Annotated in this window: 15 protein-coding genes and 1 pseudogene; 8 read left to right on the forward strand and 8 right to left on the reverse strand. The window is 64.3% G+C overall.

Translation table 11 applies throughout. The annotated features are described in order from the left end of the window. Together MOV75_RS08620 and MOV75_RS08625 are read left to right on the forward strand one after the other, a co-directional pair. A partial coding sequence (locus MOV75_RS08620) for a hypothetical protein (protein WP_247005383.1) occupies positions 1-810 on the forward strand: 810 nt, incomplete at its 5' end. A gap of 333 nt (positions 811-1,143) precedes the next feature. Beyond that, complete coding sequence (locus MOV75_RS08625; protein ID WP_246922879.1) at positions 1,144-1,386, forward strand: hypothetical protein; 243 nt, start codon at positions 1,144-1,146, stop codon at positions 1,384-1,386. 861 nt (positions 1,387-2,247) lie between these two features. Here the strand turns inward: MOV75_RS08625 and MOV75_RS08630 are convergent. The 3 genes from MOV75_RS08630 to thrS all read right to left on the reverse strand — a co-directional run bounded on the left by MOV75_RS08630 (position 2,248) and on the right by thrS (position 6,291). After that, positions 2,248-3,516, reverse strand: coding sequence for a serine hydrolase (locus MOV75_RS08630; RefSeq protein ID WP_246922877.1), 1,269 nt, complete (start codon positions 3,514-3,516; stop codon positions 2,248-2,250). Positions 3,517-3,579: 63 nt separating this feature from the next. Continuing rightward, complete coding sequence (locus tag MOV75_RS08635) at positions 3,580-4,143, reverse strand: nitroreductase (protein ID WP_246922874.1); 564 nt, start codon at positions 4,141-4,143, stop codon at positions 3,580-3,582. Positions 4,144-4,236: 93 nt separating this feature from the next. Then, entirely contained in the window at positions 4,237-6,291 is a 2,055-nt protein-coding gene (gene thrS / locus MOV75_RS08640; protein ID WP_246922871.1) for a threonine--tRNA ligase, read from the reverse strand. A gap of 181 nt (positions 6,292-6,472) precedes the next feature. Here thrS and MOV75_RS08645 point away from each other — a divergent pair, with 181 nt between their 5' ends. Continuing rightward, positions 6,473-7,642: an MFS transporter gene (locus MOV75_RS08645; protein ID WP_246922869.1), complete on the forward strand. Its 1,170-nt coding sequence runs from the start codon at positions 6,473-6,475 to the stop codon at positions 7,640-7,642. Between the two features lie 91 nt (positions 7,643-7,733). After that, positions 7,734-8,111: a hypothetical protein gene (locus tag MOV75_RS08650; protein ID WP_246922866.1), complete on the forward strand. Its 378-nt coding sequence runs from the start codon at positions 7,734-7,736 to the stop codon at positions 8,109-8,111. A gap of 84 nt (positions 8,112-8,195) precedes the next feature. On the opposite strand, the gene MOV75_RS08655 is transcribed toward MOV75_RS08650, so the two are convergent. Next, positions 8,196-8,456, reverse strand: a complete 261-nt coding sequence (locus MOV75_RS08655) for a hypothetical protein (protein WP_246922863.1) — start codon at positions 8,454-8,456, stop codon at positions 8,196-8,198. A gap of 231 nt (positions 8,457-8,687) precedes the next feature. Further along, positions 8,688-10,022 (reverse strand): alpha/beta hydrolase, encoded by a 1,335-nt coding sequence (locus MOV75_RS08660; protein WP_246922860.1) that lies wholly within the window; start codon positions 10,020-10,022, stop codon positions 8,688-8,690. Positions 10,023-10,367: 345 nt separating this feature from the next. Here MOV75_RS08660 and MOV75_RS08665 point away from each other — a divergent pair, with 345 nt between their 5' ends. Beyond that, complete coding sequence (locus MOV75_RS08665; RefSeq protein WP_246922857.1) at positions 10,368-11,735, forward strand: APC family permease; 1,368 nt, start codon at positions 10,368-10,370, stop codon at positions 11,733-11,735. Positions 11,736-11,737: 2 nt separating this feature from the next. Next, positions 11,738-12,952, forward strand: a complete 1,215-nt coding sequence (locus tag MOV75_RS08670; protein WP_247005385.1) for a hypothetical protein — start codon at positions 11,738-11,740, stop codon at positions 12,950-12,952. Here the strand turns inward: MOV75_RS08670 and MOV75_RS42635 are convergent, their stop codons facing one another. Together MOV75_RS42635 and yidD are read right to left on the reverse strand one after the other, a co-directional pair. Further along, a complete protein-coding gene (locus MOV75_RS42635) occupies positions 12,953-13,162 on the reverse strand; it encodes a hypothetical protein (protein ID WP_309486803.1) in 210 nt (69 codons plus the stop codon). Between the two features lie 92 nt (positions 13,163-13,254). Then, on the reverse strand, positions 13,255-13,593 hold the full coding sequence (gene yidD, locus MOV75_RS08675) for a membrane protein insertion efficiency factor YidD (RefSeq protein ID WP_246922850.1): 339 nt from the start codon (positions 13,591-13,593) through the stop codon (positions 13,255-13,257). 247 nt (positions 13,594-13,840) lie between these two features. On the opposite strand from yidD, the gene MOV75_RS08680 reads away from it, so the two are divergent. Next, positions 13,841-14,734, forward strand: a complete 894-nt coding sequence (locus MOV75_RS08680) for a hypothetical protein (protein ID WP_246922847.1) — start codon at positions 13,841-13,843, stop codon at positions 14,732-14,734. Between the two features lie 131 nt (positions 14,735-14,865). Here MOV75_RS08680 and MOV75_RS08685 read toward each other — a convergent pair whose 3' ends face one another. Continuing rightward, entirely contained in the window at positions 14,866-15,321 is a 456-nt protein-coding gene (locus tag MOV75_RS08685; protein ID WP_246922843.1) for an iron-sulfur cluster assembly scaffold protein, read from the reverse strand. 242 nt (positions 15,322-15,563) lie between these two features. Between MOV75_RS08685 and MOV75_RS08690 the strand changes: the two are divergent. Then, a pseudogene (locus MOV75_RS08690) lies at positions 15,564-15,677 on the forward strand (GTP cyclohydrolase I FolE); the annotation flags it as partial.

The following is a 15,677-nucleotide window of genomic DNA, read 5'->3' on the forward strand; positions in this document are numbered from 1 at the left end:
CCTGCCGTTGCGACCGTGCCACCGGCCGCCCCACTCAACGCGGCCGCGCCCGGACAGGGCGTGCTGTCGCTGACCGCAAAATACGGCAAGGACTCAGCCCCCATTACCAGCGGCCTGGTCTGGCGCGTGTTTGCCGACCGTCCCGATGAGAACGGCACCTTCAAGCTGATCCGGGAGGACCGCAACGCCACGCCCAACATCGTGCTGCCGCCCGGCAATTACGTCGTGCACGTCGCCTTCGGCCTCGTCAGCGCGGTGCGCACCGTCAGCCTGAAGGCCGAGACCGACCGCGAATCCTTCGTGCTGCCGGCTGGCGGCCTGCGCATCGAAGGCCGGGTCGGCACCAGCCGCATTCCGCAGAACCAGATCTCGTTCGCGATCTACAAGGGCAGCCAGTTCGAATCCGGCGAGCGCGCCTCGCTGGTGCCGAACGTCGCGGCCGGCGACGTCGTGCTGCTGCCGGAGGGCACCTACTACATCATCTCCAACTATGGCGATGCCAATTCGGTGGTGCGCTCCGACATCCGCGTCCAGGTCGGCAAGCTCACCGACGTCACCATCACCCACCGCGCCGCCGTGATCACGCTCAAGCTGGTCAGCGACAGGGGCGGCGAGGCGCTCGCCAACACCGCCTGGTCGGTGCTGACCCCGGGCGGCGACGTCATCAAGGAATCGATCGGCGCCTTCCCGCGCGTGGTGCTCTCCGAAGGCGAGTACCGCGCCATCGCCAAGAACGAGGGCAAGGTCTACGAGCGCGGCTTCAACGTCGTCAACGGCGTCGACGGCGAGGTCGAAGTCGTCGCGCGGTAGGACACGGCCCTCAGTGTCGGCCGCGGCGATACGCCAGACTTTGCGCTTTGCACGAGATAGTTCTCATCTGGCGCACGAACCTGCATCCCCCGTTACCGCTGTCGCCACCATGCGCACCTTTCTCCTTGTGCTCGGCTTTGACGACGTTGTCAGCGCTACCAAACGGTCTCTTGGCGCGGGAAAAACCCCGCTGGCGAGGGCTTATTCCAGGCAATCGGGACTTGGCCACAAGCCGGTGCAAAGATACGTATTTCCGATAATCAAATTCATTCTCTTTCCATCCTGCTGCGTTATATGTCGGGCATCCATCTAACGGAGGAGGCCGGAGCAGGCTTGTGCGTCTGCGAGACCGGCAAGGGGCAGGGGACCAAGCTCGGCGGCATGTTCGAAGTGATCCTCACCAGGCGCAAGCGGTTTGGCTGGCGATGGCAGGTGTGCGACCAGTCCGGCAAGATATTTGCTGATGGCTTCGAGCGCACTCGGCCGTCCGCCAAATATCATGGCGAGCGCGCGTTGTTCTTCCTGTTGTCGCAGGCTTACTTGCGCAACCGCTCCGCGGCGTCCAGCGAGGACTAGCGGCGAGCCCAGCTCCGTAGCCCGGATGGAGCGAAGCGCAATCCGGGACCTTCACGCTTTTGGCCGAGAACCCGGATGTCGCTTCGCTCATCCGGGCTACAAGACCTTGCGTTGCCCGACGGGCAAAACATGCGAGCCCTAGGTCAACGCGCGCAGCGAGAAATATTCCACTTTACCGAAATTCGGAAATGACGTATGTGTCGCGACAACCCGGCCCAAGGAAGAGGGGCGTGTCGCGATCGTCACGAACGCGGGCCGGACGGCGGTGGGCGCTGATTGCATCGGCGCGAAGGTTTTTGCAGGGCGGGCAACCGTGAGCGAAACGCCTCGCGCACACGACCGTTGTGATCGGCGTACGGCAAAATCGTGTGGTCCTGACGCCCGGGGTCTGTGCGTCAAGTCTCTGCGGTGATGTGGCGGCCCGACCGGGCACGCGCATCGATCATCCGCAAGGCGACGGGGGCAATAGTGCATCGCTCCCCGGGGAGAGCACGACATAAGCCGTCAAACCACTGCGCAGGGAAGGCCGGTTGTTTGGCTTCACCTGTATGCCGCTGTGCAGCCTCTTGTAGCGCAACCTTCGCACAGTGGACCGCGGGTGCCAGCCGGCGCCCGGTCTTCCCTGCGCCCTCTTTCAATTGAGGGCGAAGCGATGAAGCAAAGCTCGGGCGAAACAAGCCGCGAGGACGCGAAGGTGTGTCCGGGAGACCTAGGATGGGTAGAGCACTTGCGAAACCCATCATCTTTCAACGCGAAGGAGTGTTGATGGGATTCGCTTCGCTCTACCCATCCTACGAGCTGTCGCGCCACACTCGCTCAGTTACGCGCCGAACGCGACTCTCAAGCCCCGGACGCCGCGCCTCACGGGCGGCGTAGCCCCTCGGGGTAGCAGTCGTAGACCAGCGCCTTGAATGCGGGCGTGATGCGGCCGCGCTCGCTCTGGGTCTGCTGCATCATCACGTAGACCATGTCGAGCTTGGGATCGACGCCGAACAGGGTGCCGCTGCCACTGTCCCACTTCAACTCGCCGAGCGACCCCGGCGGCGGCGGCTTCGCGTTGCCGGGATCGGTGCGAACCGCAAGGCCGTAGCCATAGCCGAAGCCATCACCCGGGAAATAGAAATAGTCGCGTCCGACGCCGGAGCCGGGCCCGATGTGATCCGTCGTCATGGCCTTGAACGCGGCGGGGCTCAGATAGCGCTTGCCCTCGAACTCGCCGCCGTTCAGCAGCATCTGCGAAAAGCGCTGATAATCGGTGATGGTCGAGAGCAGGCCACCGCCGCCGGACTGCCATTCAGGATGGTCGAGGCGGTCGCGTTCGGCCGCGAGCAGGATGAAATCGTTCGGCAATGGCCGCGCCATCCGCGCCAGCTCGTCCTCGGTCGCCAGCGCGAATTTGGTGCTGTTCATGCCGAGCGGATCGAAGATGCGTGCTTTCAGGAATTCGTACAGCGTCTGTCCCGAGATGATCTCGATGACGCTGCCGAGCACGTCGGTGGAATGGCCGTAACGCCACAGCGTTCCCGGCTGCCGCGCCAGCGGCAGCTTGGCGATGCGATCGGCGAATTCCCTGTTGTTGAATTGGCCTTCGAAGATGTTGGCGGCCTTGTAGGCCTGCTCGACCCATTTGCCGCCGATATAGTCGTAGCTGATGCCCGAGGTATGCCGCAGCAGATCCTCGATGTTGACGGGACGGACGGGCGGCACGAGGTCAAGCTCGAGCTTGCCGTCGGGCAGGGTGACCTCGAGACCGACCTTGGTGTCGGCAAACAGGGGCACGTATTTCGACACGGGGTCGGTGAGCGCGAGCTTGCCCTCGTCGATCAGCATCATCGCGCCAAGGCACGTGATCGGCTTGGTCATGGAGTGGATGGCGAAGATCGTATCGGGCGTCATCGTAAGGCCCGTCCTGGTGTCGCGCACGCCGAAGCTCTTCAGGTAGACCGGCTTGCCGTGCTGCTGCACCAGGATCACGGCGCCCGGCAGACGGCCGCCTCCCACCTCGTTGTCGAAGAAGGCTGTGATGCGGTCCAGCCCTTCGGACGAGGGGGCGGGGATGTCGGCGGCCCGGCTTCGCGCCATCGAGCCGGCGAGCAGCGCGGCTCCGACCAGAAAATCACGACGCTTCATCCGGCCTTCCTCCCTCGGCGGGATCAAAGCCGCAAGACGTCGCAGGCGTCAACACAACATCGATTAAAAACGCGTCACGATTTCCGAAAGGAACGGTCGCGGACGGTCTTCGCTGGGCTTGGTCGGCGTGCCGATATGGACGAAGCCGGCAAGCTTTTCGTCCGGCTTGAGGCCGAGTCCGTCGAGCACGTCGCGATCGAAGGAGAACCAGCCGGTCAGCCAGCAGGCGCCATAGCCGAGCGCGGTCGCGGCCGTGACGATGTTCATGGCGCTGGCGCCCGCCGACAATTCCTGCTCGAACGCCGGCACCTTCGGATGCGGCTTGGTGAAGCTGACGATGCCGATCACCAGCGGCGCGTCGGTGAGGCGCTTGCGCTCGATCTCGACGTCGGCCGCGGGCGCGCCGGGATTCTTCCGCACAAAGACCTTGGCGATCACTTCGCCGGCACGCTGGCGGGCATCGCCCTCGAAGATGATGAAGCGCCAGGGCGCGAGCTTGCCGTGGTCGGGCACGCGCGCGCCGATGGTGAGGATCGTCTCGAGCTCGGCCGCCGAAGGGCCGGGCCCGGTCATCTCGCGCGGCTTGACCGAACGGCGGGTCTTCAGGAGTTCAATGGCGTCGGGCACTGCGATATCCTCGTCAAATGGTCGGCGGGCGTGTCATGCCGAGATAAGCATGCACGCCCGCGACCGGAAGCCAATTTAGATCGATTTCAGGGATCAGACGACGCCGCGCGCCCGCTTGACGTCGGGCGGCGTTGCCTCGTCGACCAGCGCGGCGATCGCTTCGGCCGTCGTCATCACCTTCTGGCCGTCGCTGCCGAGGCGGCGGACCGAGACCGAATGCGTCTCGGCCTCCTTCTTGCCGACCACGAGCAGGGCCGGGATCTTGGCCAGCGAGTGCTCGCGGACCTTGTAGTTGATCTTTTCGTTGCGCAGGTCGATCTCGACCCGGAGCCCCGCGCGCCGCGCCTGTTCCATCACCACTTTGGCGTATTCGTCGCCTTCCGAGGTGATGGTCGTGACCACCGCCTGCACCGGCGACAGCCAGAGCGGGAAGTTCCCGGCAAAGTGCTCGATCAGGATGCCGATGTAGCGCTCCATCGAGCCGCAGATCGCCCGGTGCACCATGACAGGCGGTTTCTTGCCGCCGTCATGGTCGATGTAGAACGCGCCGAACCGCTCCGGCAGGTTGAAGTCGACCTGCGTGGTGCCGCACTGCCAGTCGCGGCCGATGGCGTCGCGCAGCACGTATTCGAACTTCGGCCCGTAGAAGGCGCCTTCGCCCGGGTTGATCTCGGTCTTGATGTGATTGTTCTGCGACTGGATCTCGCGCAAAACGGTCGCCATCACGCGCTCGGCGTGATCCCACATCGCGTCCGTGCCGACGCGCTTCTCCGGCCGGGTCGAGAGCTTCACCGTGAGATCGCCGGTGAAGCCGAAATCGGCATAGGTCGACAGGATCAGGTCGTTGATCTTCAGGCATTCCGCGGCGAGCTGGTCCTCGGTGCAGAAGATGTGCGCGTCGTCCTGGGTGAAGCCGCGCACGCGCATCAAGCCGTGCATGGCGCCGGAGGGCTCGTAGCGATGGACCACGCCGAACTCGGCGAGGCGCAGCGGCAGGTCGCGGTAGCTCTTCAGGCCGTGCTTGAAGATCTGGACGTGACCGGGGCAGTTCATCGGCTTGAGCGCAAACCAGCGCTTGTCCTCGGCCTCGTCGCCGGCCGACTGCGCCGCGAACATGTTTTCGCGATACCAGCCCCAATGGCCCGAGGTCTCCCACAGCGCCTTGTCGAGGATCTGCGGCGCGTTGACCTCGCTGTAATCGCCGGTCAGGCGCCGGCGCATATAGGCGATCAGCTGCTGGAAGATGGTCCAGCCCTTCGGGTGCCAGAACACGACGCCCGGACCTTCCTCCTGGAAGTGGAAGAGGTCGAGCTCGCGGCCGAGCTTGCGATGGTCGCGCTTTTCGGCTTCCTCGATCTGCTTGAGGTAAGCGTCGAGGTCTTCCTGCTTGGCGAAGGCCGTGCCGTAGATGCGGGTCAGCATCGGGTTGTTGCTGTCGCCGCGCCAATAGGCGCCGGCCACCTTCATCAGCTTGAAGGCGTTCCCGACCTTGCCGGTCGAGGTCATGTGCGGGCCGCGGCAGAGATCGAACCAGTCGCCCTGGTAGTAGATCTTGATCGGCTCGGTGCCGGGAATGGCGTCGACCAGCTCGACCTTGAACGCCTCGCCCTTGTCGCGGAACACCTGCTTGGTCTTCTCGCGATCCCAGACCTCTTTCGTGAAAGGCTTGTCGCGCGCGATCAGCTCGCGCATTTTCTTTTCGATCGCGCCAAAGTCTTCCGGGGTGAACGGCTCGTTGCGGAAGAAGTCGTAATAGAAGCCGTTCTCGATCACCGGACCGATGGTGACTTGCGTGCCCGGCCACAGCGTCTGCACGGCTTCGGCCAGCACGTGCGCGCAGTCATGGCGGATCAATTCGAGCGCGCGCGGATCGTCGCGGTTGACGAACTCGAGCTTGGCGTCGGCCTCGATGGGGTCGTTGAGGTCGGTGAGCACGCCGTCGAGCGCCATCGCGACCGTGCGCTTGGCCAGCGACGGCGAGATGCCCTTGGCGATGTCGAGGCCGGTGATGCTCTGGTCGTATTGACGCTGGGCGCCGTCCGGGAAGGTGAGGGTAACTTTGGCGGCGGGGGTCACGGGCTTCAGATTGCTGAGGGAATATTGGAAGCCGGATTCGGACTTCGGCTGGTCCTTGGGCTGGTCGGTCATTGCTTTTCTCCTGAGGCTCACTCCTGCGAACGAGCGCAGGTAAGCGGGAACGAGCGATATATCAGGGGATTCGGCCTGCGCAATCCGGCATTTCCAAGAAAATCGGCGCAGAAAGCGGCGCGCGCGAACTATTTCCCGCGGGCCCTTTAACCGGCCGGACGACTGCTCTACATGCATCTGCATGGAAAATGCACGCGTCCGGCGTTTCGCGCCAACCGCCTTGATGCTCGGCAATCTCGTCACCGGCTGCTCGGTGCTGGCGCCGGCGGGCATGCTGCCGGAGCTGGCGAGCGGGCTCGACGTCAGCATTCATGCGGCCGGGCTGCTGATCACCTTCGGCGCGGTGACGCTGTGCATCGGCTCGCCGCTGACGGCTTGGCTGACCAGTCGCATCGATCGGCGGACGTTGCTCACGACGACGCTGGCGGTGCTGGCGCTCGGCAATCTCGCCTCGGCCTTTGCGCCCGACTACGCCAGCCTCCTCGTCATCCGTCTCGTGATGCTCGCGGTCGGCGCGCTCTATACGCCGCAGGCTGCCGGCACGGCGGCGTTGATCGTGCCGGCGAAGCGGCGCGGCAGCACTATCGCCTATATCTTTCTCGGCTGGTCGCTGGCTGCCGCCGTCGGCCTTCCCCTGATCACCTTCATCGCCAGCCGCTATGGCTGGCGCGCGGCCTATGGTGAGATCGGCGGGCTTGGTTGTCTCAGCTTCGTGCTGTTGCTGCTGCGGCTGCCGGCGGGCCTGAAGGGCGCACCGGTGGATTTGAAGACCTGGAGCGAGGTCAGCGGGAACAGGACGATCCTGCTGCTGCTTGCGATCACCATGCTGCAAATGTCGGGGCAGTTCGTCGTCTTCACCTTCATGGGCCCGCTGCTCAACAAGCTCACCGGCGCCGGCCCCGATGCGATCGGCATGGTGTTCGCGCTCTACGGCGTTTGCGGCTTCCTCGGCGTCGTCTTCGCCACCCGCATCGTCGACACCTGGGGTCCTTATCGCACCTCGCTGCTGTTCACCTGCCTGCTGCTTGCGGGGATAACGGGCTGGGCGCTCGGTGCGGGCACGCTTGTGTTCATGACGGCCGGGGTTGCTATCTGGGGCCTCGGCTTTGCCTCGACCAATTCGATGCAGCAGGTGCGGCTGGTCGCGGCCGCGCCGGGGCTGGCGTCGGCGACCGTCGCACTCAACACCTCCGTGCTCTATATCGGTCAGGCGGTCGGCTCCGCGCTCGGCGGGCTGCTGTTCGCCCGCGAGCTCCTGCATACGCTCGGCTTCGTCGCGGTTGGTTTCGTCATGCTGGCGCTGATCCTGGTGGTCCTGACCCGGCCCCGGCCCGCTGCCGCCACGGCCTGAATCCCGCGTTTTCGTGTGCGCAAGGTGCTTGGCAAACCGCGCGCGGGAGCGCTAGAAGGCGAGGCATGGGGACCAAAGAGAGTTGACTGAGATGAGGATGATTCTGGCGGTTGCCGCGGTGCTCTATTCAGCCTCCGCGTTCGCGCAAGCCGACAAGCCACCGATGGTCGGGGACAAGCCGCTGGTGCAGGTCAAGCCCAAAGGCACCAAGGAGGCGGCGGCGAAGCCGGCCGCTGCGCCGAAGGGCAAGCCGCAGTCGGTCGCCGCGCGGCTGCAGGCCTGCCTCGAGATCGACGACGGTACCAAGGACCGCCTCAATTGCTACGACGCGGTGATGCCGCCGGCTCCGAAGCCGAAGCCGGCGAAGGCCAAGGGCTACGCCGATTGCCGGTTCTTCAAGGAAGAGGACGAGCGGCTGACCTGCTACAACGGCTTCGCCGAGAGCATTCCGAAGCTGCCCAAAAACTGAACCCAAGAACTGAGGTCAAGAAACCTGAGGCCGAGTCTCGAGGAAATCCTGAGACCAAGAGCTTGAGGTTCAGGAGCCGGACAGTTAGTCGCTGATCCGGCTCAGCACGGCCCTGAAGGCCACGCCCGGCAATTGCAGTGCGGTGCCTTCGAATTCCGCGGTGTCGCCATCCTCCCGGCCCGCGAGCGTCAGCGTGATCCGGTCGATGCCGAACAGCGCCTTGAAGGAGGGATCGTCATTGTAGCGCTCGGTCGAGATCTTGACCGTGATGCTGTCGCAATCGCCCGTGTAGGTGCCGATGAAGGCGAAGGCGGAATTGCCCCCGCGCATCTTGCCGTTGGTCACATTGACGACGCCGCAGCGGTTCCGTGAACCGTGTGGAAGTCGACCTTGTACAATCCCTGACGCACTGCCTGTCGTCGCAATTCCAAACGCAACTCGGCCGGCAAATTAGGATCGTTGCCAGCCGAAGCAATCCGGTGGCTTCCGGGGATGTCCGCCATCAACATCACATTTTGATCAAGTCCTGAGAAAATTGCAGGCAGCGCAGTCGGATACCGGCCGGCGCAATCGGAGCTAACGGCTCGACGCGGATGGATTGGTGGAGGCGACGCGCGTCAGCGCCAGCGACGGCGTCGCCGACATCTTCACCAGCACGTCCTTGAGCGGATCCCGCGTCCAGGCGCGGGTGACATAGTCGCGATGGGTGATGCCGTCGCCGGTCTCGACGAACACCACGCTGCCGGGACGGAGCGGTCCATCCATGTCCTCGGCGACGGTGATGCCCTTCTGGCGGAGCATGCTCATCAGCTCGCGGTCGCGCCGCGCGGTGTAACGGGTATAGGCGCTGACGAAGAAGCCGGTACGGTGGCTCTCGATCCAGGATGCGAACTTGTCCATTTCGCCATAGACGGCGTCGAGCAGCACGACGCCGCGGACGCGGTCGCTGATGCCGCCGACCTCCAGGCTCCAGGCCGTCGGCAGGAAGCCGCCGCTATAGCCGACGATCACGATCGGCATGTTGGCGAAGGCGCGTGCGCTATTGGGATCGCCGGTGACGCGGGCAAGGTGGTCGGCCGATTCCGCCATGAAGCGCTTGAAGCCGCCCGGTTGCCAGAACTTGCCGGCGCTGGAATCGGCGGCATCGACCGCCATCTGTGGGGCAAGCAGCACGGCATTGGCGCCGGAATCGGTGATCTGCTTGGGCACGAGCTGGCGATCACGCACGTCGCGCTCGAGCGTTGCGCCATTGCCGTGGAAGAACACCACGATCACGCCCGGCTTGCGCACGTCGAAATGCTCGGGCACGTGCATCAGCACGCGGCTGTCATTGTAGGTCTCGTCCTGCCAGAACACGCGACCGGAATAGCTGCGATGGCCACGGCGATCGCCCTTGGAGATGTTGAGGAAGGGCGCGTCGGAGGCGGGGTTGTTGCCGAAATAGGGAAAGGCCGACGACTTCATGCTGACGAGGGTCGTCAGGTCGTCGCGGGCCGGACGCTTGTAGGGGATCTGGGGCTCGAGCGAAGCGACCTTGTAGGGGGCCTGCTCGGGCGGCTGTTGCTGCACGGCGCGCTTGGGCGAGAAGTCCGACATCTGCCGTTGCAGGAGACTTTCGCTGGCCGAGGGGAAGCGCTCCCTGAATTGCGGGGCAGGGAAGCGATCCTCGAACGTGTCGCCGCTTGCGACTTGCTGATTGGTTTTCGCGACGACCTGATTGACCACTTGGACATTGGCCTGCGAGTTCGCCGCGAGCGCTGCCGGGTTCGGCGCCTTGCCGCATTGAACCAGCGTCAACGACAGCGGCACCAAGGCTGAGGTCAGGCCGATCCTGAGCGCACGACCGCGCCGACCGGACGGCGTCCGATCGGCACGACTGTCAGCTCTCATTTTCGGAACGGCCCCGACCATCCACCCATGACCCCAAGCAACGAACCCAAGTCACGAACCCAAGTCACGAACCATCGGCAATCTTGAGACAATTGAGCCGATTGGCGTTTAGGCGACGTTAAGCGTCCGGAGAAACTTCCCCACATCCGGAACGCTCAAAAGGACCACGTAATCGTGTCCTGATTGTGGGGGAGGGGAACGGGGTTTCCCGGGGCGTACGCAGCATTTTCGCCGGGGTGTAGGAATTGCGGTGCTCAAATACCCGTTGCAGTCGCCTCATTTAACCCTTGTTAACTCTGCTTGAATTGACTGGGCCAAACTGCACGATGCGCCCGCAAGGCAAGACGCCTGAGGTTAAGGACCCCGATGACGGCATCAGATGCGGGAACCGCACCCTGGACTGGCCGGCTGCCCGGAAGCGGGACCGGGGTCTCGGCTCTGGTTGCAACCGCCATCGTCGTGGCCGACATGATCGGGGTCGGTGTCTTCACCAGCCTCGGCTTCCAGGTCAAGGATATCCCCTCCGGCTTCTCGATCCTGCTGCTGTGGACCGTCGGCGGCATCGTCGCGCTGTGCGGGGTGTTCGCCTACAGCGAGCTCGGGGCGATGTTTCCGCGCTCGAGCGGCGAGTACAATTTCCTGGGGCGTGCCTATCATCCGGCTTTCGGCTTTCTCGCCGGCTGGGTCTCGGCCACGGTGGGTTTTGCCGCGCCGGTCGCGCTCGCGGCGATGGCGTTCGGCGAATACGCCAAATCGGTCGTGCCCGATCTGCCGCCGATCCCGCTCGCGATTGCCGTGGTGTGGCTCGTCTCGCTCGTGCAACTGACCGGCGTCAGGCACTCCTCGACCTTCCAGCTGATCTCGACGATCATCAAGGTCGTGCTGATCGTGGCCTTCCTGGTCGCCGGCTTCGTCATCGCTGCCCCGCAACCGATCACATTCATGCCGCAGCCGGGCGATCTCGCCCACATCGTCAGCGCGCCCTTCGCGATCGGGCTCGTCTTCGTGATGTACTCGTTCTCGGGCTGGAATGCCGCGACCTACATCATCGGTGAGATGAACACGCCGCAGCGGAGCCTGCCGCGCGCGCTGCTGGTGGGCACGCTGATCGTGCTCGTGCTGTATGTCGCGCTGAACGCGGTGTTCCTCTACTCCACGCCGGTCGGTGCGCTCGCCGGCCAGCTCGACGTCGCCAGTGTCGCCGGCAGCGCCATCTTCGGCAGCCTCGGCGGCCGGATCGTCGGCGCGATGATCTGCGTCGGCCTGATCTCCTCGATCTCCGCGATGATGTGGATCGGCCCGCGCGTGATGATGACGATGGGGGAGGACATCCCCGCCTTACGCGTCTTCTCGAAGCGATCGGCGAGCGGCGCGCCGGCCTATGCCATCCTGTTTCAGCTCGTCGTCGCCAATCTGCTGTTGTTCACGCGCAGCTTCGAGGCGGTGCTCGACTTCATCCAGTTCGCACTCTTGTTTTGCTCGTTCTTCACGGTCGCCGGCGTCATCAAGCTGCGCATCACCGATCCCGATTTGCCGAGGCCCTATCGCGCCTGGGGATACCCGTTCACGCCGCTCGTTTTCCTGCTCGTGACCGCGTTCATGATGTACTACCTGTTGACCGAGCGGCCGGTGCAGTCGCTCTCGGGGATGCTCGTCATGCTCTCGGGCCTGTTGATTTATGCTGTTTTCCGCAGGCGGCCGGTCGCCGCTGGCAATTCATCACATCGCGAATAGACATGTTTCGCCCCCTCAGAATTGCGGCCGCCGCTCTTGCACTGCTGGCTGCGGCCGTCTCGTCCGCCAACGCCGCGGACGTCACCTTCGATGACACCGCGCGCTTCCTTGCGGGCATGCAGCCCTCGGCGGACTCGCCGCTGGTGCCGCTGACCAAGGATCCGGGCTGGCAGCGCCATGCAAAGTTCTTCGACGGCGCCTTCGCCCAGCTCGAACAGCGCCAGCTCTCGAAGATCCGCAATTGGGCCGACGTCAATCTCGCCGCGCCCCGGCCGACCATGTTCTACCTGTTCAGCGGGCCCGATTTCCTCTACGCCAACACCTTCTATTCCAAGGCCAGCACCTATGTGCTCGGCGCGCTGGAGCCGGTCGGCGCCGTGCCCGATTTGACGCGGCTGCCGCGCGGCTCGGTGGGCGCGGCGCTCTACAATGTCGAGCGTTCGCTCGGCTCGATCCTGAGCTTCTCGTTCTTCATCACCAAACAGATGAAGGTCGACCTGCACGCCAACCAGGTCAACGGCACGTTGCCGATCCTCTATGTCTTCCTCGCCCGTTCCGGCAAGACCATCCGCAACGTCGAGATGCTCGCGCTCGACGATAAGGGCGGGGTGCATGTCGGCGACGACAATCCGGGACGGAACGCGACGCGCGGCGTCCGCATCACCTTTGCAGGCCCCGACGGCGAGACGCGCACCCTGTATTATTTTTCGACCGATCTTTCCAATTCCGGCGCGCGCGCCACGGGTTTCCTGAAATTCTGCGAGACGCTTGGCCCCGGCAACAGCCTGCTCAAGAGCGCGTCCTATTTGTTGCATTCCGGCCACTTCACCGTCGTGCGCGATTGGCTGCTCGCCAACAGTGCCACCATCATCCAGGACGATTCCGGCATTCCGCTTGCGAACTACAGCGCGCGGCAATGGCGGTTCTTCCCGTTCGGCCGCTATCTCGGGCCAATCGACGAATTCCCCGGCCGCTCCCAGGCGCGCTACGCCGAGTTGTTCACACGTGCCCAGCCGATCGATTTTGGCGTCGGCTATCGCTGGCGGATGCACGAGTCGAATCTGCTGCTGGCGGTGAGGGTGCCGGGCACCGAAACGGCACCGGGCGGGGAGGCGACCTCGTCGGCGGAGCCGGCGCCAAAGCCGCCGCGTCCAAAGCGACTGCGTCCACCCGAGCCGGTCCCGCCACCGCCCGGGCGCTTCTACTGGCTCCGCTGATTACCAATGCACGCTCTGGCTCGGCACGATGAACGCCGTCGTGCTCGGCGGCGTCGCAAGGCTCGATGCCAGGTACCAGCCCGAGCCGAGCACGAGCGCCAGCAAGGCGACGATCGCGAGCAGATCCATGGTTCTGGGGTCGTGGTGCCGCCTGGAGCCGGGGGTGGGCTCGAGTCTGAAGTGAAGATGAGGGCTGATTTTCCAGCGCATTGTTGTTTCCTCCCGGGGGAGCATCAAAACAACGCGGGACGGAAGTCCAAGGTTCCGCTCAGGCCATCGATGCGCAAGGCATCGCAGCAATCTCACGATGCATTGACGCCGCGCCAGCGGGCATAGCGCCATGGCAGATACCAGCGCGCGCGTTGCGGCGCGGTGAGCGGCACATTGTCGATGCCCGACGTGCCAAACGGATTGCAGCGGAGCAGGCGCGCGAGCGTCATCCATCCGCCGGCCCAGAGCCCGAACCGTTCGATCGCCTCGTCGCCATAGGCCGAGCAGGTCGGCAGGTGCCGGCAATTGTAGCCGACCAGGGGCGACAGCGTATGCCGATAGAGCCAGATCAGCGCACGGCCAAATCTGCGCGGGAGTCGAAGCGCCCCTTCGACCGGACTGGAACAATGCCCGCAGGCTGAATGCTTCATGTGCGCTGTGCTGCCACGTTAGGCGACGTATTGCACGGTTCCGGCGCAGGGAACTGTAAGCTGTTGTTTCTGCGCCATATTTTACATGCTTTTTGGGAGCAGTGCAGCAAGTGCCTGTGGACGATCTGTATTCCCCCGGATACCATTTTTGTGACGCCCACGTGTAGAATCATACACGTGTATGATGGACTCAGTGGGCGCTACCGGGGATTGTTACGGACCTTTGGGGCTTGGGGAAGGAACCAGATTGAGACTTCTGAACTCCCTTGATCTTCGCGGCTGGTTGCTGGTGGGAACCGCCGTATGTGGAGTCGTGCTGGCTGGCGCCGTCGCGACACTCGGGTCGTCGGCCCGCGCCGGGGCTGCTCTCGAAGAGCGCAAGCTGCCGATGAAGTTCAACTGGATCGCCTGCGAGCCAAACTGCCGCGGCTGGGTCAGCGCAGTAGGCATCATCACCGCCGATACACCGAAGGATTTCGAAGAGTTTTCCCGTGGTCGCCAGCTCGGCGGTGCTACCGTGGTGCTCGATTCCAGCGGCGGTTCCGTCAATGACGCGATCACGCTTGGCCGACGCTTCCGCAATCTCGGGTTCTTGACCACGGTCGGCGTAAGCCTTCGCGGCGGGCAGTCGGCTCGTCCGGCGGTCGCGCCTGAGGCCTATTGCGAATCCATGTGCGTGTTCCTGCTGCTGGCCGGCAAGAAGCGTTACGTGCCGGAAGCCGCCCATGTCCGCGTCCACCAGATCTGGATGGGCGACCGCGCCGATGATGCCAAAGCGGCGAGTTATAGCGCGCAGGACCTGATGATCGTGGAACGCGACATCGGCCGGCTCGCCAAATACACCTTCGACATGGGCGGAGCGGGCGACCTGCTGTCGCTCGCGCTCAGCGTTCCACCCTGGGAAGATCTGCATGAGCTGGACGCCGGCGAGCTCAAGCTCACCAATCTCGTGACGACAGATCTCGTTGCCGACGTGCTGCCGCACGTGGACATCTCCGCGCCGGCGATGGCGGAGCTTGCCCCGAAGACGCAGGCCAGGTTCGGCGTGGAACCGGAGCAGCCTGCCAAGTCGACCAAGACGGCGGAAGCCATCGTGCCGACCGGCGGTGTGGCCGCGCCGGCCCCGGCGGCGCCGAAGTAAACTCTTCAATCTTGGCAGTCAGGCGCGCGTAGCGCGAACTAGGGTGCGCAATTGCGCACCTGAGAATCTCGACCGCGATCCGGATCCCCGGGTTCGATGCTGTGCATCGCCCCGGAACGACGGGAGAGGTCTCAGCCCTGCGCCACAGCCGGTTGCTTGGCTTTGGCTTCGATCTGGCCGATGGCGTCAACCACGGCATCGAAGGTCAGAAGCGTCGAGGCATGGCGCGCCTTGTAGTCGCGGACCGGCTCGAGGAACTTGATCTCCTCCCATTTGCCTTCAGGAGGCGCACCGTTCTCCTTCAGCATCTTGCGAACAGTTTCGCGTAACTCACGGAGTTCGCTCGCAGTCGAGCCGACGATACGACTTGCCATGATGGATGAGGAGGCCTGGCCGAGGGCGCAGGCCTTCACGTCATGAGCGAAGTCGGTGACGGTGTCTCCGGTCATCTTGAGATCGATCTTGACGGTCGAACCGCACAGCTTGGAGTGGGCGGTGGCGGAGGCATCGGGGTCCGATAGCCGTCCGAGGCGCGGAATATTCCCGGCCAATTCGATGATCCGCTTGTTGTAGATGTCGTTCAGCATGTGATGGAGTCCAGCACTTCCGCACCCGATCGGCCTTGGCGGGCGGCGTCCACGGCCCTATATAGGGTCGGAACTGGCGGAAAAACAGTCCAGCAGCGCGCCGGCGGCGATTTCCAACTGTGCGGCCGGCATTGCAGCTTGCGGACCCTTTGCGCCAAAACTGTTCTCTTCAGGCGTCCGGCGGCTTGGCCGCCCCGTCTGCCGGTGACACTCCGGCCGCGAGGCCGTCGAACGGAGTCGATATGGACGCTACAATCAAATCCATCCGCCCGGGCAAGCCCTCCGACCGGCAGCCCGAGAGCCGCCCGGCCGAGCTTGATCCTGCCGAATTCCTCGCGGCCGCCGTCCGCGCCGAC

It is taken from the genome of Bradyrhizobium sp. PRIMUS42, assembly GCF_023006515.1.
In the GTDB taxonomy this organism is placed as follows: Bacteria; Pseudomonadota; Alphaproteobacteria; order Rhizobiales; family Xanthobacteraceae; genus Bradyrhizobium.

What these genes read in the sequence shown, in the direction of transcription:
- MOV75_RS08660 (WP_246922860.1), bottom strand. Translation starts at nt 10,022, where the DNA reads ATGGTCGGGGCCGTTCCGAAAATGAGAGCTGACAGTCGTGCCGATCGG.
- MOV75_RS08685 (WP_246922843.1), bottom strand. Translation starts at nt 15,321, where the DNA reads ATGCTGAACGACATCTACAACAAGCGGATCATCGAATTGGCCGGGAAT.
- MOV75_RS08670 (WP_247005385.1), top strand. Translation starts at nt 11,738, where the DNA reads ATGTTTCGCCCCCTCAGAATTGCGGCCGCCGCTCTTGCACTGCTGGCT.
- MOV75_RS08665 (WP_246922857.1), top strand. Translation starts at nt 10,368, where the DNA reads ATGACGGCATCAGATGCGGGAACCGCACCCTGGACTGGCCGGCTGCCC.
- MOV75_RS42635 (WP_309486803.1), bottom strand. Translation starts at nt 13,162, where the DNA reads ATGCGCTGGAAAATCAGCCCTCATCTTCACTTCAGACTCGAGCCCACC.
- thrS (WP_246922871.1), bottom strand. Translation starts at nt 6,291, where the DNA reads ATGACCGACCAGCCCAAGGACCAGCCGAAGTCCGAATCCGGCTTCCAA.
- MOV75_RS08630 (WP_246922877.1), bottom strand. Translation starts at nt 3,516, where the DNA reads ATGAAGCGTCGTGATTTTCTGGTCGGAGCCGCGCTGCTCGCCGGCTCG.
- MOV75_RS08650 (WP_246922866.1), top strand. Translation starts at nt 7,734, where the DNA reads ATGAGGATGATTCTGGCGGTTGCCGCGGTGCTCTATTCAGCCTCCGCG.
- yidD (WP_246922850.1), bottom strand. Translation starts at nt 13,593, where the DNA reads ATGAAGCATTCAGCCTGCGGGCATTGTTCCAGTCCGGTCGAAGGGGCG.
- MOV75_RS08645 (WP_246922869.1), top strand. Translation starts at nt 6,473, where the DNA reads ATGGAAAATGCACGCGTCCGGCGTTTCGCGCCAACCGCCTTGATGCTC.